19 protein-coding genes and 1 riboswitch are annotated in these 16,223 nt (G+C 67.4%); of the genes, 11 read left to right on the top strand and 8 right to left on the bottom strand.

Going from position 1 to position 16,223, the window contains the following annotated elements; all coding sequences use genetic code 11:
* The first annotated feature begins 61 nt into the window (after window positions 1-61).
* Window positions 62-187: riboswitch (adenosylcobalamin (AdoCbl) riboswitch) on the top strand.
* A 7-nt stretch (window positions 188-194) separates the two neighbouring features.
* From H7J93_RS09455 to H7J93_RS09465, 3 genes are read left to right on the top strand one after another with little or no spacing between them, the layout of a single operon-like run.
* Window positions 195-419 (top strand): CbtB domain-containing protein, encoded by a 225-nt coding sequence (locus tag H7J93_RS09455; protein WP_267306026.1) that lies wholly within the window; start codon window positions 195-197, stop codon window positions 417-419.
* A gap of 7 nt (window positions 420-426) precedes the next feature.
* Entirely contained in the window at window positions 427-1,230 is an 804-nt protein-coding gene (locus H7J93_RS09460; RefSeq protein ID WP_267306027.1) for a CbtA family protein, read from the top strand.
* A gap of 7 nt (window positions 1,231-1,237) precedes the next feature.
* The gene (locus tag H7J93_RS09465; protein WP_267306028.1) at window positions 1,238-1,789 is read left to right on the top strand and encodes a histidine phosphatase family protein; all 552 of its coding nucleotides are present in this window, start codon (window positions 1,238-1,240) and stop codon (window positions 1,787-1,789) included.
* Here the strand turns inward: H7J93_RS09465 and H7J93_RS09470 are convergent.
* Together H7J93_RS09470 and mhuD are read right to left on the bottom strand one after the other, a co-directional pair.
* Window positions 1,786-3,141 carry a serine hydrolase gene (locus H7J93_RS09470; RefSeq protein WP_267306029.1) on the bottom strand — a complete coding sequence of 452 codons (1,356 nt, stop codon included), beginning with the start codon at window positions 3,139-3,141 and terminating at the stop codon, window positions 1,786-1,788. The two genes, H7J93_RS09465 and H7J93_RS09470, sit on opposite strands and share 4 nt — an antisense overlap.
* A complete protein-coding gene (gene mhuD, locus H7J93_RS09475) occupies window positions 3,122-3,433 on the bottom strand; it encodes a mycobilin-forming heme oxygenase MhuD (protein ID WP_267306030.1) in 312 nt (103 codons plus the stop codon). Before mhuD ends, H7J93_RS09470 begins: the two co-directional genes overlap by 20 nt.
* A 67-nt stretch (window positions 3,434-3,500) precedes the next feature.
* On the opposite strand from mhuD, the gene H7J93_RS09480 reads away from it, so the two are divergent.
* Window positions 3,501-4,280: an alpha/beta fold hydrolase gene (locus H7J93_RS09480; protein ID WP_267306031.1), complete on the top strand. Its 780-nt coding sequence runs from the start codon at window positions 3,501-3,503 to the stop codon at window positions 4,278-4,280.
* Here H7J93_RS09480 and H7J93_RS09485 read toward each other — a convergent pair.
* On the bottom strand, window positions 4,254-4,505 hold the full coding sequence (locus H7J93_RS09485; protein WP_267306032.1) for a hypothetical protein: 252 nt from the start codon (window positions 4,503-4,505) through the stop codon (window positions 4,254-4,256). The genes H7J93_RS09480 and H7J93_RS09485 overlap by 27 nt on opposite strands.
* A 71-nt stretch (window positions 4,506-4,576) precedes the next feature.
* On the opposite strand from H7J93_RS09485, the gene H7J93_RS09490 reads away from it, so the two are divergent.
* Window positions 4,577-5,554: a helix-turn-helix domain-containing protein gene (locus tag H7J93_RS09490; protein WP_267306033.1), complete on the top strand. Its 978-nt coding sequence runs from the start codon at window positions 4,577-4,579 to the stop codon at window positions 5,552-5,554.
* Window positions 5,555-5,561: 7 nt separating this feature from the next.
* Here the strand turns inward: H7J93_RS09490 and lipJ are convergent, their stop codons facing one another.
* Entirely contained in the window at window positions 5,562-6,920 is a 1,359-nt protein-coding gene (gene lipJ, locus H7J93_RS09495) for a bifunctional lipase/adenylate cyclase LipJ (protein ID WP_267306034.1), read from the bottom strand.
* Window positions 6,921-6,933: 13 nt separating this feature from the next.
* Window positions 6,934-7,803, bottom strand: coding sequence for an iron-sulfur binding domain-containing protein (locus H7J93_RS09500; RefSeq protein WP_267306035.1), 870 nt, complete (start codon window positions 7,801-7,803; stop codon window positions 6,934-6,936).
* Between H7J93_RS09500 and H7J93_RS09505 the strand changes: the two genes are divergently transcribed.
* Together H7J93_RS09505 and H7J93_RS09510 are read left to right on the top strand one after the other, a co-directional pair.
* Window positions 7,802-8,422 (top strand): carbonic anhydrase, encoded by a 621-nt coding sequence (locus H7J93_RS09505; RefSeq protein ID WP_267306036.1) that lies wholly within the window; start codon window positions 7,802-7,804, stop codon window positions 8,420-8,422. The genes H7J93_RS09500 and H7J93_RS09505 overlap by 2 nt on opposite strands.
* A 60-nt stretch (window positions 8,423-8,482) precedes the next feature.
* On the top strand, window positions 8,483-9,241 hold the full coding sequence (locus tag H7J93_RS09510) for a hypothetical protein (RefSeq protein ID WP_267306037.1): 759 nt from the start codon (window positions 8,483-8,485) through the stop codon (window positions 9,239-9,241).
* Here the strand turns inward: H7J93_RS09510 and disA are convergent.
* From disA to H7J93_RS09525, 3 genes are all read right to left on the bottom strand, one after another.
* Window positions 9,238-10,356 (bottom strand): DNA integrity scanning diadenylate cyclase DisA, encoded by a 1,119-nt coding sequence (gene disA / locus H7J93_RS09515; RefSeq protein ID WP_267306038.1) that lies wholly within the window; start codon window positions 10,354-10,356, stop codon window positions 9,238-9,240. The two genes, H7J93_RS09510 and disA, sit on opposite strands and share 4 nt — an antisense overlap.
* Window positions 10,357-10,366: 10 nt before the next feature.
* Entirely contained in the window at window positions 10,367-11,761 is a 1,395-nt protein-coding gene (radA, locus tag H7J93_RS09520) for a DNA repair protein RadA (RefSeq protein ID WP_267306039.1), read from the bottom strand.
* A gap of 67 nt (window positions 11,762-11,828) precedes the next feature.
* Window positions 11,829-12,380: a copper chaperone PCu(A)C domain-containing protein gene (locus H7J93_RS09525; protein WP_267306040.1), complete on the bottom strand. Its 552-nt coding sequence runs from the start codon at window positions 12,378-12,380 to the stop codon at window positions 11,829-11,831.
* 270 nt (window positions 12,381-12,650) lie between these two features.
* On the opposite strand from H7J93_RS09525, the gene carD reads away from it, so the two are divergent.
* The 4 genes from carD to rlmB are packed head-to-tail and all read left to right on the top strand — an operon-like array spanning window position 12,651 to window position 15,996.
* Window positions 12,651-13,139 (top strand): RNA polymerase-binding transcription factor CarD, encoded by a 489-nt coding sequence (carD, locus tag H7J93_RS09530; protein ID WP_003888533.1) that lies wholly within the window; start codon window positions 12,651-12,653, stop codon window positions 13,137-13,139.
* A gap of 14 nt (window positions 13,140-13,153) precedes the next feature.
* Window positions 13,154-13,633, top strand: a complete 480-nt coding sequence (ispF, locus tag H7J93_RS09535) for a 2-C-methyl-D-erythritol 2,4-cyclodiphosphate synthase (protein ID WP_267306041.1) — start codon at window positions 13,154-13,156, stop codon at window positions 13,631-13,633.
* Window positions 13,634-13,653: 20 nt separating this feature from the next.
* Entirely contained in the window at window positions 13,654-15,054 is a 1,401-nt protein-coding gene (gene cysS / locus H7J93_RS09540) for a cysteine--tRNA ligase (RefSeq protein WP_267306042.1), read from the top strand.
* Window positions 15,055-15,996, top strand: coding sequence for a 23S rRNA (guanosine(2251)-2'-O)-methyltransferase RlmB (gene rlmB / locus H7J93_RS09545; RefSeq protein WP_267306043.1), 942 nt, complete (start codon window positions 15,055-15,057; stop codon window positions 15,994-15,996).
* The last annotated feature ends 227 nt before the right edge of the window (window positions 15,997-16,223 follow it).

The raw sequence follows: 16,223 nt of genomic DNA on the forward strand, positions 1-16,223 counted from the left end.
GGGGCCTTTGTCATGACAGCCTTCAAGGTCCGGTCGCAGAACGCTGGACCGTCTGCTTAGGATGCTGATGTAATCGACGGGCGAAGGAATCTGGTGAGAATCCAGAACGGTCGCGCCACTGTGTGAAGTCAGACCCGACGTCAGTCGTCAACACCTGAAGCTGGGACGCGCAATCCCGGGAAGGATTCTGATCAATGACCTCTCCAGAGGCCCGCAAGACCCTGACATCTCAGGCCCGCCCAATCGACTTCTCCGCCACCAAGGCGGCGGTCTGGCTGACGCTCACCGCATTCTTCGCCCTGTTGGTCATGTACTTCATCGGGATGGATCAGGGCGCGACATCGGTGTTCGGCAGCAACACCATGGTGCACGAGTTCGTGCACGACGCCAGGCACCTGCTCGGCTTCCCCTGCCACTGACGCCGGCATGGAAAAGCAGATCATTTGGCGCGGCCTGCTGGCCGGCGCCCTTGCCGGAGTGCTTTCATTCATCTTCTCCCGGATCTTCATCGAGCCGACGATCGAGAAGGCCATCGATTACGAGGACGGCATCGGTGCGGCGCGTGAGGCGCTGTCGGGGGCGGCGGCCGACCATCATCACGGCGGGGACGGGGCCTTCGAAGGTTTCACCCGCGCCGTCCAGATGAACATCGGGATGGGCCTTGGCGTACTGCTCTTCAGCATCGCGATCGGCGCGCTGTTCGCGGTGGTGTTCGCAGTGGCCTACGGCAGGGTCGGAGCGGTCTCGGCGCGCCTGCTGTCGCTGTCCGTCGCGGGCGGAATGCTGCTGAGCCTCTTCATCGTTCCGGCGCTGAAGTACCCGCCCAGCCCGCCCGCGCTCAGCCTCGACGAGACGATCCGGCAGCGCACGATGCTGTACCTGTTGATGGTGGTGCTGTCGGCGGCGCTGTTGGTCGGCGCGGTGTATCTCGGCAGGCGGCTCAGCGACAGGCTCGGGGCGTGGAACGCGGGGCTGGTGGCCGCGGGTTCGTACATCGCGGCCACAGCCGTCGTGATGCTGGTGCTCCCGACCATCGACGAGACGCCGGGACCGCTGCTCGACGACGCGGGCACCATCGTCTACGAGGGCTTCCCGGCGGATGTCCTCTACGACTTCCGGTTGTTCGCACTGGGGAACCAGGTCGTCATCTACGCGACGATCGGCCTGGCTTTCGGTGCGATGGCGGCGAAGCTGCTCGGCGACAAGCGGCAGGAGCGCATCGCGGCGTGAGGCCCTGGTGAGTGAGGTCGTCCGGCTGACACTCGTATCGCATGCCATGACCGATGCGATGGCGGCCGGACGCTTCCCCACCGACGAGCCGCTGAACTCGATCGGCCACCGCCAGGTCGACGCCTCGATCGAACTCGGGGTCACCGAGCGCGCCTACTGTGGACCCGAGAAGCGCACCCGACAGACCGCGGAACTGCTCGGTCTGCACGCAGCCGTCGACACCCGGCTGGCGGACCTCGACTGCGGCCGCTGGCGCGGTGATGTGCTCAGCGGGGTGGACTCCGCCGAGTTGGCGATCTGGCTGACGGACCCGACGCGCGCGCCGCATGGTGGCGAGTCCGTGGTCGATCTGATCGATCGGGTGCGCGGCTGGATGGATTCGCTCACGGCGCGCCGGGCCAGGCTGGTCGCAGTCACGCATCCGGCGGTGATCCGCGCCGCGATTGTGATCGCGCTGGATGCACCGCCGAAGTCGTTCTGGCGCATCGATATCGAGCCGGTGAGCCGGACGGTGATGCACTTCCGTGGCCACGCGTGGTCACTGCGATCGAACCGCTAGGAAGCCACCGGGATCAGATCGAAGGTCCGCTGCGCAACCGACAGCAGCCAGCCCGCAGCGGTCTGACTGCGAAAGCGCGGCCAGTTCAACTGGAAGCTGACCACCCAGGGTTGTCCGGTGCGGTCGATCGCATACCAACTGAACGTCAAGTCGCCCGGCAGATTTCCGCCCTTCGCGCCGATATAGGACCACTTCGACTCGTCCAGTGAGATCCCTGGGATCGCGGAAAGTATGTCGCGCACCGGGCCGGCCTCGTCGACTGCCGCGGCCTGCAGCGCTGCGTGCACGCGGCAGATGTCGGAGGCGCTGCCGTACCACTCGGCGCCGTACTCCGATGCCGGGGTGTTGGTGCGCACTGGATCTGGTTCGTACGGACGGGATTTCGTCTGCTGCAGCAGCTGCGCCCGCACCTGCGGCGTCGCATGCTTCCACTGCTCGCGAAGGTCCGGCTTGCCCCAGCCGATCGAGAACAGCTCGTGCATGGTCGGGAACGGCGTCATGCTCGCCGGATCGTGATGACCCGCGGTCACCAGGGCGCGCTCGACGGCGCCTGGGCCCAGCCGTGCGATCAGCAGGTCGGTCGCCATGTTGTCGCTCGCGGAGATCATCTCCTGCGCCGCCTTGCGCACCGAGACGTGGGCGCCGGGCGGAAGCTCCTCCAGGCGCGCCGATCCGACGGCTTTCGCCTCCTCGGTGATCGTGAGCTGGTCGTCCCACTCGAGGGTGCCTGCCTTGACCGCGTCCGCAACCGCAAGCAGCACATAGAGTTTGAAGATCGACGCCAGCGGTAGCGAGAGCTCGGTGTTCGCACCCGCGACGGTTGAACAGTTACCGTCGTCGACCCTCGACACCTGGTATGAATACCGCGCACCCGTCTTCGCCAGCTCGGTTTCGATGTCGTGCCAGGTCTTGATCGCCGGCTCCTGCAGCCTCACCTCGAAGCGGTCGACGAGACCTTCGGCATTGGTGCGAAGTTCGATGTCCTGCGCGACGCCGTAGGACGTCAGGACATGCAGTGTGGCCTCGCCTGCCCCGATGTCGATGCCCGCGACCGTGATCGGGCGGTCCAGCCACAGGTTGCCCATTGCCGACGTGACGCCGTTGACCTGTTCGGGGGCCGCCAGCGTGCGCACGCCGACCGTACCGATGGGCCACTCGGAGTTGAGCATGTCCAGGGTCTGCTTGGCGCGCAGGCCCTGCGGGGTGTTGATCTCGATCGGCACGCCGTATGTGGCGTCGGCCGCCGGGACCGGAGTGGCGCTTTTGGTACAGCCGCTGGCGAGCGCGACCACCGCCGCGACGGCAACCAGTAGGTGCGTCGCGCGGTGCGCGCTACGCCTTCTGGCCCGCAACGTCCAGGACAACCTCGAACTCCAGCAGCGATGCGCCGGTGGCTACGGGGTTGGCTGACTGTCCCTTGTGGGCCTCGATGGCGGGACCCGACGCCCACGCCTGGAACGCCTCTTCGGACTCCCACTGGGTCACCACGAAGTAGCGGTCCTCGCCCTTGACGGGGCGCAGCAGTTGAAAGCCCAGGAATCCGGGCTGGTTGTCGACGGCGTGCGCGCGGTGGGCGAACCGTTTCTCCAGCTCGGGACCCGCGTTGGGCGGTACTTCGATTGCGTTGATCTTCACCACAGGCATGCGGTTCAGGCTACCGAACAGCCCGCTGGCCGTTCGACGGCCTGAACGTCGAGGGCATTATTGCGGCATGCAACTGTCCGCAGAAAGCGGCCTGACCGCCCGCGGCGGGCAGGGCGAGCCGCTGGTGCTGGTGCACGGTCTGATGGGCCGGGGCAGCACGTGGTCGCGGCAGCTGCCGTGGCTCAGCCGGCTCGGCGCGGTGTACACCTACGACGCACCCTGGCACCGGGGCCGCGACGTAGCCGATCCGTATCCGATCAGCACCGAACGATTCGTCGCGGACCTCGGGGCGGCCGTCGAGACGCTGGAGTCACCGGCCGTCATGGTCGGTCACTCGATGGGTGCGCTGCACTCGTGGTGCCTGGCGGCCAGCCGGCCGGAGCTGGTGCGTGCGCTCGTCGTCGAAGACATGGCCCCCGACTTTCGCGGCCGCACCACCGGTCCGTGGGAACCCTGGCTACATGCGTTGCCGGTCGAATTCGACTCGGCGCAAAGGGTTTACGACGAGTTCGGCCCGGTCGCCGGGCAATATTTCCTCGAGGCGTTCGACCGCACCGCGACGGGCTGGCGACTGCACGGCCATACCAAGACCTGGATCGAGATCGCCGCGGAATGGGGCACCCGCGACTACTGGGAGCAATGGTCTCGAGTGCGGGTGCCCACACTGCTGATGGAGGCCGGCAACTCCGTCACGCCCGAAGGGCAGATGCGCAAAATGGCGGAAACCGGCTACCGAACCACGTATCTGCACGTGCCCGGTGCCGGTCACCTCATCCACGACGACGCGCCGCGGGCCTACCAGGACGCGGTCGAGTCGTTCCTAGCGGCCCTCGCTCAGCGCGCCTGAGACCGGCCAGAACGGCTGCTGTTCGAACCGCGTGCGGACGGCTTCGGCGTCGTGGTCGACGCGGATGGCATCGCGGTCGTCGTCGAAGCGCCCCGACATGGGTCCGGCCAGCCGGAACTGGTCGAGCCGCAGTCGTAGCGCGCCGTTGCGGTGGGCGGCCCAGCTGATGGCCGTTGCCACCACAACGGGGGAGATCAGGATCAGGAAAGTGAGTGCAGTGGTCATGGCAGTAATGCTCCGCTGATAAAGATCCAGCCAACAGTGGCAGGAAGGACACCTTGCGATAAAATGCTGCCATGGCAATAAAGAGCGTATCGGCGCTGGTGCTGGACGGTCTAGCGATTTTCGAGTTCGGCGTCATCTGCGAGGTCTTCGGAATCGACAGGTCCGCGGACGGGGTGCCGAACTTCGACTTCAAGGTGTGCGGGCCCGAACCCGGCAAGCCGTTGCGGACTTCCGTCGGCGCGACACTGATCCCTGAGCACGGACTCGACGACCTGGTTGGCGCGGACCTGGTGGCGATCCCCGCCATCGGCGGTTCGGACTACCTGCCCGAGGCGCTGGAGGCCGTGCGGAAGGCCGCGGACTCCGGGTCGATCATCCTCACGGTGTGCTCGGGAGCCTTCGTCGCGGGCGCCGCCGGACTGCTCGACGGCCGGCCGTGCACCACGCACTGGATGCATGCCGACGAGTTGGCCCGCCAGTATCCGACCGCCAAGGTCGACCGCAACGTGCTGTTTGTCGACGACGGAAATCTGATCACCAGCGCGGGCACTGCGGCGGGCATCGACGCGTGTCTGCACCTGGTCCGTCGCGAACTCGGCAGCGAGGTCACCAACAAGATCGCGCGCCGGATGGTGGTGCCGCCACAACGTGACGGCGGTCAACGCCAGTACATCGACCAGCCCATACCGGTGCGGTGCTCGGAACGCTTTGCGCCGCATCTGGATTGGATCCTGGCGAACCTCGACAAGCCGCACACCGTTGCGAGTTTGGCTGCGCGCGCGCATATGTCGGCTCGTACGTTCGCACGCCGATTCGTCGAGGAGACCGGACGCACACCGATGCAATGGGTGACCGATCAGCGTGTGCTCTACGCGCGCACCCTGCTGGAGGAGACGGACCTCGACGTCGACCGCATCGCCGAACGGTCCGGTTTCGGAACGGCGACCCTGCTGCGCCACCACTTCCGCCGGATCATCGGGGTGACGCCGTCGGACTACCGACGCCGGTTCTCCTGCGCCGACACCGAGGACGAGGCCGCCAGCGCCTGACCGCGACTCAGTCGCGGACGAGCGCGTACACCCGCCACTGGCCCGGCACACCCTTGAGGTCGTGCTCGCCGCGGTCGTCGAAACTCAGCCGGGAACCCGTGACGATCTCGCGGACCGTCGAGGACACCAGCACCTCGCTGGCCCCTGCGAGCGCCGACACCCGCGCGCCGATATGCACGGCCATCCCGGCGATGTCGTCACCGCGCACCTCGACCTCGCCCGCGTGGATGCCGACGCGCACCTCGATGCCGAGCACCCGGATGGCGTCGACGATCGCCGAGGCGCACTGGATGGCCGCGCTGGGGCTCGGGAACATCGCGACAAATCCGTCGCCGACGGTGTTCACCTCGATGCCCCGGAATCGCTCGAGTTCGCGACGGACCAGGGTGTCGTGGTTGTCGAGCAGGGCGTGCCACCGGTCATCGCCGAGCGCCGCCGCGCGCTGCGTCGACCCGACGATGTCGGTGAAAACGATTGTGGTCAAGACACGTTCGGCTTCCGCACCGCCACGCGAACCCGTGATGAACTCTTCGATCTCGTCGATGATCGGTGCGCTGTCGCCGACCCAGTAGAGCGCGTCGGCGCCGGGCAATTCGACGTAGCGTGCACCCGGGATGTGCTCGGCGAGGTATCGGCCGTGGCCCGCGGAGACGAACGCCGTGTCCCGTCGATGCAGTATCAGCGTCGGCGCCGTGATGTCGGCCAACTTGTCACGCACATCGCCCTCGGCAAGCGCCGCGCTGGATCGGCGGGCCATGCTCGGCGACGCCGCACGATTACCCGCTGCGTCCCACCAGGTGCGGAAGGCGGCGTCGTCGGCCACCGATGGTGCGAGGTAGGCCAGCACGTCGAATCCGCGCTCGACGGCATCGGGTTCGATCGCGACCGTCGTGAACGGACTCGCCGCGGTCGACCGCGAACCCACCTCGTAGTCCGGCGCCCACAGCGCCCGCGCGGCACCGTTGACGATCACCAGCTTGGACACTCGCTCGGGCCGGTCGCCCGCCAGGAACAGTGCGCTCATCGCCGTGAACCCCGACGCGAAAATCGTTGCCTGCTCTGAGTCGACGGCGTCCATCACCGCGACGACGTCCTCGGCCCAGCAGGCCGGGGTGATCCTGTCGGACCCGATCCGCGACGACATCCCCATGCCCCGGTGATCGAACCTGATCAGCCTGCAGAACGACGCCACCCGGCGGTGGAAGCGGTACATCGACGGCTCCGCGTCGATGGAGTCGATCGGGATGAAGGGCCCCGGCATGAAGACCACATCGACAGGGCCGTCGCCGAGTACCTGATATGCGATGTCCAAGTCGCCACGCGATGCGTAGCGAGTCCGCGGCGCCCCCGATCCGGTAACTGCCACGCAACCAGGTTAACTAGTCGCCTTCTCCCGCAAGAGCGAAACGCCCGTCTGCGGTCTGCTCGACTAGCCCGTCGACCAGTAGCGAGTCCAGCGCGCGGTCCCGCTGTGCGGTGTCGGTCAGCCATGCCATGTCGAGCTGCGCCCGGGATACCGGAGAATTGTTGTCGCGCAACACATCCAGTAGTCGTCCGCGTACCTGGCGGTCGGTTCCGGCGTAACGCTGAACCCGTCGAACAGGTTTCCCCGCTTCGGGAAATCCGTTGGACCGCCAGGAGCACGAAGTCAACGGACACAGGCCGCAGCGCGGCGAGCGCGCGGTGCAGACCGTCGCGCCGAGTTCCATCAGCGCGACCGAAAACTGTGGTGCGTCAGGGCCGTCGGGCAACAACGCGTCGACGTCGTCGAGGTCGCGCGCGGACGGCGGGGAATCGGCGCGGCCGTGGACCACCCTGGCCACCACCCGGCGGACGTTGGTGTCCACGACGGGCACCCGCTGGTGGTAGGCGAAGCAGGCGACGGCCCTCGCGGTGTAGGCGCCGATGCCCGGAAGCGTCAACAGCGTTTCGACATCGGACGGCACCACGTCGCCGTGCTCGGTGGCGATCACCGTCGCGCACTCGTGCAGCCGCTTGGCGCGGCGCGGATAGCCGAGCTTGCCCCACGCGCGCAGCACGTCGGCGGCGCCGGCCGCCGCGGTCGCCGACGGGGTGGGCCAACGCGCGATCCATGCCAACCAGATCGGCTCGACGCGTGCAACGGGTGTCTGCTGCAGCATGAACTCGCTGACCAGGATCTGCCACGGCGTGACTCCCGGCCGTCGCCACGGCAGGTCGCGCTGTGCGGAGCGGTACCAATCGAGCAGCTGGGGCACAATGTCGGTCATGCCCAACACCAGCCCAGTGACCGCGTGGAAAGCACTCAAAGAGGGTAACGAGCGCTTCGTCGCGGGTAAGCCGTTGCACCCGAGCCAGGGGATCGAGCACCGGGCCAGCCTGGCCACCGGCCAGACGCCCACGGCCGTGGTGTTCGGCTGCGCCGACAGCCGGGTGGCCGCGGAGATCATCTTCGATCAGGGGCTCGGCGACATGTTCGTGGTGCGCACCGCGGGCCATGTCATCGACTCCGCGGTGCTCGGCTCGGTGGAGTACGCGGTGACAGTGCTCGAGGTGCCGTTGATCGTCGTCCTCGGCCACGACAGCTGCGGCGCGGTGAAGGCGACGCTGTCGGCGCTCGACGACGGCGCGGTGCCCGGCGGCTACGTCCGCGACGTCGTCGAGCGGGTGACCCCGTCGATCCTGCTGGGCCGCCGCGACGGGTTGACCAGGGTCGACGAGTTCGAAGCGCGACACGTCATCGAGACGGGCACTCAGCTGTTCAACCGCTCCACCGCGATCGCCAAGCGGATCGAAGAGGGAACCCTGGCGATCGTCGGACTGACCTACCACCTGGCCGACGGCCGCGCGGTTTTGCGGGAGCATCTCGGCGACATCGGCGAAGGCTGAGGCGCGACACGCCGAGCGACCTCGGCCGAACAGGCATGACCTGGGCTTACCGTGTGAATTGTGCTGGATCTAGAACCGCAGGGCCCACTCCCCACGCAGATTTACTGGCGTCGCCGAGCACTGGCGCTGGGCATCGCGGTCGTCGTGATCGGCCTGATCGCGACGCTGATCGTCGTGATCGTGAAGACCACGACAGGTACCGAGAACACCGCCGCTGAGCAGCCGGCCCCGCCCGCCGCCGCACCCCCCACCCCGCTGCCGGGCGAGAACCCCGAAGTCAAGACCCCGATCCAGCCCCCGCCGCAGGATGCGCCGCCGCCGACCCCGACGCCCACCGCGGCCGTGACACCGCCGCCGGTCCTCAACGAGGGCGACGACTGCCCGGACTCGACGCTGGCCGTCAAGGGCATCACCAATCAGCCGCAGTACGTCGTCGGCGATCAGCCCAAGTTCACGATGGTCGTGACCAACATCGGCCTGGTGGCGTGCAAGCGCGACGTTGGAGCAGCGGTCCTGGCCGCCTACGTCTATTCGCTGGAGAACGCCCGGCTGTGGTCGAACCTGGACTGCGCGCCATCCAACGAGACGTTGGTCAAGACGTTCCAGCCCGGCGAGCAGGTCACGACCGAGGTGACCTGGACGGGTATGGGTTCGGCGCCGGGTTGCCCGCTGCCGCGTCAGCCGATCGGGCCTGGGACATACAACCTGATTGTCCAGCTGGGCAATCTGCGCTCGGCAACGGTCCCGTTCATGCTCGCCGAGCCCGCTCCGGCTCCGCCGCCCGCCGAGGGTGCGCCGCCGCCGGCCGCGGTCGGCTAAGCCAGTCGGTCGGCGATCGTCGATTCGGCCAACTGCGACAAGCCTTCCCGGATGTGGCGCGCCCACATCGACCCGATGCCTTCGACGTTCTGCAGATCGGTCGCGCTCGCGGCCAGCAGGCCCTGCAGTGAGCCGAACGAACGCACCAGCAGGTCGACGTGGGCGAACTGCAACCGCGGAATACCGGCCATGGCGCGATAGCCGCGTGAGCTCATCGCCGAATCCTGCGCCTCAGCCGTCGACGGGTAGCCGAAAACCCTTGCCAGCACGGTGAAGTCGAGTAGCTCGTTGTCGGAGAGCTGATCGAGCTCCTCCAGCGTCGCGGTCACCTGGGCGGCGGTCGGCGGGTCCGGGTTGGCGTGGTAGTCACGCACGATCAGTTCACGCGCGGTGTCGTTGTCGCCGACCAGTTCCTCCAGCTGCAGCTTGAGCTGGCGCCCGTCGGTTCCGAGTTCGACTACGTAAGAGTCGATTTCGAGGCTGATGCGCCGCACCATCTCGAGTCGCTGCACGAGCGTCATCACATCGCGCAGGGTCACGAAGTCCTCGATCTCGGCCGTCGAAAGCTGCCTGCTGACCTCGTCGAGACGAGCCTTGTAGCGCTCCAACGTGTCGATGGTCTGGTTGGCGCGCGAAAGGATGGTCGCCGAATCCGGGATAACGTGGCGTTCCCCGGCCACGTAGACCGTCACGATGCTCATCGAGTGACTGACCGAGATCACCGGGTAGCCGGTCTGGATGGCGGTGCGCTCGGCGGAGCGGTGCCTGGTGCCCGATTCCTCGGTGGGGATCGACGGGTCGGGTACCAGCTGGACGTTGGCCCGCAGGATGCGGCTACCGTCGCTAGACAACACCACAGCGCCGTCCATCTTCGACAGCTCGCGCAGTCGCGTCGGCGCGTAGCGGACGTCGAGTTCGAAGCCGCCGTCGCAGATCGCCTCGACACTGTCGTCGTAGCCGATGACGATCAGCGCGCCGGTGCGGCCGCGCAGAATGCGCTCGAGCCCGTCGCGCAACGCGGTCCCGGGTGCGAGGCGGGCGATTGTCTCGCGCAGGGTGGGCCGGGCCAGCTGCACAACGGTGCGGTTCGACCGCCCACCCGTTTTCACGGCCATGGTGCCCCTCCTAGGATCGGCCGTTATTCTGCGCGATCTCCCGCAGCACCCGCAATGCCGCACCGATGTCGTCCGCCGGGATCGCACGCAGTCCCGCGGGCACGGAGGTCACCCCTGGGGGAACGATCGCGGACGTGAAGCCCAGCCTGGCGGCCTCGGCAAGCCGCCGATCCATGCCGGTGACGCGGCGCAGATCGCCGGCCAGGCCGACCTCGCCGATCGCCACCGCCGAGGCCGGCATCGGCAGGTCCATGCACGACGAGGCGATGGCCAGCGCCACCGCCAGGTCCGCGGACGGATCCGTCAACCGCATGCCGCCCACGGTGGACAGGTAGATGTCGTTGGCGGCGACGGGCAGTCTCGCCCGCTTCTCCAGCACGGCGGTGATCATCGCCGCGCGCGACGAGTCGATGCCGCTCACCGCGCGCCGTGGTGATCCGTTGGCCGGCGAACCGATCAGCGCCTGCACCTCACCGATCAACGGTCGCTTGCCGTCGAGCGCGACTGTGACCGCCGTGCCCGACACCGGCTTTGGACGCTGATCGCGGAACAGGCCCGAGGGATCGGATACACACTCGATTCCGTTGTCGTGCAACAGAAAGCAGCCGACCTCGTCGGCAGCGCCGAAGCGGTTCTTGATGCCGCGGACCATGCGCAGCGACGTCTGACGGTCGCCCTCGAAATGCAGAACGACGTCGACGAGGTGCTCGAGTGAGCGCGGCCCCGCGATAGCACCGTCCTTGGTGACGTGGCCGACGAGGATCATCGCGACACCAGATGTCTTGGCCGCCATCGTCAGTGTCGTGGTGACCGCGCGCACCTGGGTGACACCGCCGGTGACGCCCTCGGCCTCTGTCGTGGACATGGTCTGCACGGAGTCGACGATGACCAGGCTGGGCCGCACCTCGTCGATGTGGCCAAGGGCCATCTGCAGATCCGATTCGGCGGCCAGATAGACCTCGTCGTGCGCGCAGCCGGTGCGTTCGGCCCGCATCCGGATCTGGCCCGCCGACTCCTCGCCCGACAGGTACAAGGCGCGTTTGCCCGCCTGCGCCCACCGGTGGGCGACCTCGAGCAGCAGCGTCGACTTCCCGACTCCGGGATCGCCGGCGAGCAGCGTCACCGAACCGGGCACCACCCCGCCGCCGAGAACCCGGTCCAGCTCGGTGATTCCGGTGTGGAAGTGCCGGGTTTGGCCGGGGTCGATGGAGCTGATCGGTACCGCGGGAGAGGTCGGGGCGACCGCACGCCGCATCGACGAGCCGTTGATGGCGGAGAGCACCGCGACCTCGTCGACCGTGCCCCAGGTACCGCAGTCCGGACAGCGGCCCACCCATTTCGGGGTGACGTGGTGGCACTCCGAACAGCGATATTGCGAACGCGCCTTGGTACCACCTTTGGGCATGCGCTGACCGTAGCCGTCAAGACCGACAGGAACTCCCTGCGCGCCGCCGTGTCGCGGAGTTAAGCAGTCAGTGACCGCCGGCGCCGCCGCCAGACCCGGCTTCTTCGCGCCGGGGGCTTTCACCGGCCGAGATCGGCACCGCGAAGGTGCCCTGGCCGGACTTCTCGAACGTGAAGGTGAAGTTGTACGTCAAGCCGTTGGTGATCGGCTTCGACAACTGCACGACGGCCTCCGCGGCATCGGCTGTCTCGACACTCTCCAGCGCCGTGATTTGCCCGTCGGGCTCGCCGACGACGAGTGTGCCGTTCGCGGGCAGGCTGGTGTCCCCTGTCAGCGACACCGTTCCGACGTCGGAGGTGATCGAGACCAGCTTGTCGTTGACGTCCGGCGAGTCGTTGGAGGCGACGAACAGCAGTTCGACCTCACTGCCGGGCTGGACGTAATCCGTCGTCTGGGTGGCCCGCAGATGGGCGTTGCGCACCGCGATCTTGCCGATGTTCGCGCTGGTGCCGTTGACCGCGGGCTCCTGGGTGGCGGTCTGGGAGACCTGCCCGGACCCACAGCCGCTCAGCAGGACTACGGAAGCCAGCCCACAGGCGGCCAGTTTGAAGCGGTCCACACATGCCTCCTGCTCAACCGGCGGGGCGGCCGGGATACCGGTCGCCGGGTTCGACGGGGTTCGACTATGGACTGTAGTAGGTGTGCCTTGCGGGCGGTAGCTGAGGGCCGATGCTGCGTCGCCAGTTTCGGAGATGGCACCAGCGTGAGGCACGTATTTAGTGCCCTGTCAACCCCCAGTATCCACGTGCGGTGCCCCTGACCTGCACCGTTGTTCCACGCCCGTCCGGGCCTCGTGCTAACATTGAGATGTGAAAGGGGCTCTAATCTGATGATTTTCAAGGTCGGAGACACCGTCGTCTATCCACATCACGGTGCCGCATTGATCGAGGCGATCGAAACCCGGACCATCAAAGGCGAACAAAAGGAATACCTCGTCTTGAAGGTTGCCCAGGGTGATCTCACGGTTCGAGTCCCTGCGGAGAATGCCGAATACGTGGGCGTGCGCGACGTCGTCGGACAGGAAGGCCTCGACAAGGTCTTCCAGGTGCTCCGGGCACCGCACACCGAAGAGCCGACCAACTGGTCGCGCCGCTACAAGGCCAACCTCGAGAAGCTGGCCTCCGGCGACGTGAACAAGGTGGCGGAGGTCGTCCGCGATCTGTGGCGTCGCGATCAGGAGCGTGGTCTGTCCGCAGGCGAGAAGCGGATGCTGGCCAAGGCGCGTCAGATCCTCGTCGGTGAGCTCGCACTCGCGGAGAACACCGACGACGAGAAGGCGGCGACCATTCTCGACGAGGCGCTCGCTGCCGCGTCCTGACGGCATCGACGTCGGTGAAGAGCCTGCCCAGAGTCGGGCTCGGCACCGACGTACACCCGATCGAGGCCGGTAGGCCCTGTTGGCTGCTCTGCCTGCTGTTCGCTGATGCCGACGGCTGCGCAGGGCATTCCGACGGTGACGTCGCGGCTCATGCGTTGTGTGACGCGCTGCTCTCCGCCGCCGGACTGGGGGATCTCGGAGAGGTGTTCGGCACCGACCGTCCCGAGTGGCACGGGGCCAGCGGCGCGGACATGCTGCGCCATGTGCGTGATCTGCTGACGGCGGCGGGCTTCGCCATAGGCAATGCAACCGTCCAGGTCATCGGCAATCGGCCGAAGGTGGGTCCGCGCCGTACCGAGGCGCAGACGTTGCTGTCCGAGCTGCTCGGTGCCCCGGTGACGGTGTCGGCGACCACGACTGACGGCCTCGGATTGACCGGCCGGGGCGAGGGTTTGGCGGCCATCGCGACGGCATTGGTAATTCGACGCGAATAGGCCCGGTAAGCTGGCCCGTCGTGACCGAACTGCGGCTGTACGACACGATGGCGGGCGCCGTCCGCGATTTCGTGCCCGTGCGCCCCGGCCACGTATCGATCTATCTCTGCGGCGCCACCGTGCAGGGCCTGCCGCACATCGGGCACGTCCGTAGCGGGGTGGCATTCGACGTGCTGCGGCGCTGGCTGATGGCGAAGGGCTACGACGTCGCGTTCATCCGCAATGTCACCGACATCGACGACAAGATCCTCAACAAGGCCGCCGATGCGGGCCGGCCGTGGTGGGAATGGGCCGCCACCTACGAGCGCGCCTTTTCGGCCGCCTACGACGCGCTGGGCGTCCTTCCCCCGTCTGCTGAGCCGCGGGCCACGGGCCACATCACCCAGATGATCGAGTTGATCGAGCGACTGATCGAGCGCGGCCATGCGTATGTCGGGGGTGGCGACGTCTACTTCGACGTGTTGAGCCTGCCCGAGTACGGAAAGCTGTCGGGCCACCGGATCGACGATGTGCACCAGGGCGAGGGTGTGGCGACCGGTAAGCGCGACGAACGCGACTTCACGCTGTGGAAGGGCGCGAAACCCGGTGAACCGTCATGGCCGACCCCGTGGGGGCGCGGACGTCCGGGTTGGCACACCGAATGCGTCGCCATGTGCGAGGCGTACCTCGGTCCCGAGTTCGACATCCACGCCGGCGGGATGGATCTCGTGTTCCCCCACCATGAGAACGAGATCGCCCAGGCCGAGGGTGCAGGCGATCGGTTCGCCCGCTACTGGCTGCACAACGGCTGGGTGACCATGGGCGGCGAGAAGATGAGCAAGTCGCTTGGCAACGTCCTCGCGATACCTGCTGTGCTGCAACGGGTCCGGGCCGCCGAACTGCGCTACTACCTCGGCAGCGCGCACTACCGGTCGATGCTGGAGTTCTCGGAGACGGCACTTCAGGACGCCGCGAAGGCCTACACGGGCATCGAGGACTTCCTGCACCGGGTGCGGAACCGGGTCGGGGCGGTGCTGCCCGGCGAGTGGACGCCGAAATTCGCGGCTGCGCTCGACGACGACCTCGCCGTGCCGATCGCGCTGGCCGAAGTCCACTCCGCACGCGCCGAGGGGAACCGCGCACTGGATGCGGGCGACCACGAAACGGCGCTGACGCAGGCGATGTCGATCCGGACGATGATGGGCATCCTCGGCGCCGATCCCCTCGACGAGCGTTGGGAGTCCAAGGACGAGACCTCTGCCGCGCTGGCAGCCGTCGACGTACTGGTACAGGCTGAGGTGCAGCGGCGCGAAGACGCACGGAACCGACGTGACTGGGCGGAGGCCGACGCGATCCGCGACCGCCTCAAGGAGGCCGGTATCGAAGTCACCGACACCGCCGACGGCCCGCAATGGACACTCCTCGACGGTTACACCAAGTAGATGGCCGGAAACTCGAAACGCCGTGGTGCGGTACGCAAGCCCGGCACCAAAAAAGGGCCGACCGTCGGTTCGGGCGGTGTGCGCCGTCGCGGTCTCGAGGGCAGGGGCGCGACGCCGCCCGCCAAGGAGAGGGCCAACCACCCGGCCGCGAAACGGGCCGCGAAGGCCGCCAAGCAGCATCGCAGTCGAGCCCGCAAGACCGACGACGTCGAGTTGGTGCTCGGACGCAATCCCGTCGTGGAATGCCTGCGCGCAGGTGTCCCCGCGACCGCCCTGTACGTCGCGCTCGGTGCCGAATCCGACGAGCGCCTGACCGAATCGGTCACGCGGGCAGCCGATTCCGGCATACCCATCCTCGAGGTGCAGCGACACGATCTGGACCGGATGAGCACCAACGGCCTGCACCAGGGCATCGCGCTACAGGTGCCGCCGTATGCCTACACGCACCCCGACGATCTGCTCAAGTCGGCGACGACGGACGTCGCGCCCGCTCTATTGGTGGCGCTGGACAACATCTCGGATCCCCGCAACCTCGGCGCCATCGTGCGGTCGGTGTCCGCGTTCGGCGGCCACGGCGTGTTGATTCCCCAGCGCCGGTCGGCGTCGGTGACCGCGGTCGCCTGGCGTACCAGCGCGGGTGCGGCGGCCCGGCTGCCGGTGGCTCGGGCGACGAATCTCAATCGCACACTGAAGGATTGGAGCAAGGCCGGTCTGCAGGTGGTGGGCCTGGACGCCGGTGGCGACATCACGGTCGACGAGCTGGACGGCTCTGGCCCGATACTCGTTGTGGTCGGCTCTGAGGGCAAGGGGCTGTCCCGCTTGGTGCGGGAGAACTGTGACGCCGTGGTGTCCATTCCGATGGCCGGACCGACGGAATCGCTGAACGCCTCGGTGGCCGCGGGCGTGGTGCTCGCGGAGATCGCTCGCCAGCGCCGGGGTTAATCACACGGCGACCAGACGCAAACTGCCCCAACACGCCCAGCGAAATGGGCACTTTGCGTCTGCTCGTGAGAGGTGTCTAGTGTCCTGAGTCATTAATTGACCGTTAGCGGTTAGACTTGGTGGGTGCCGAACCCTGTTGCGCCGGTTGTGCGCTTGACCGAGGATGAGCGTTCTGAGTTGGTGTCGTGGTCGAGGCGGTCGAATAGTGCTAATGCCTTGGCGATGAG

The sequence above is a fragment of the Mycobacterium barrassiae genome (assembly GCF_025822765.1).
GTDB lineage: Bacteria > Actinomycetota > Actinomycetes > Mycobacteriales > Mycobacteriaceae > Mycobacterium > Mycobacterium barrassiae.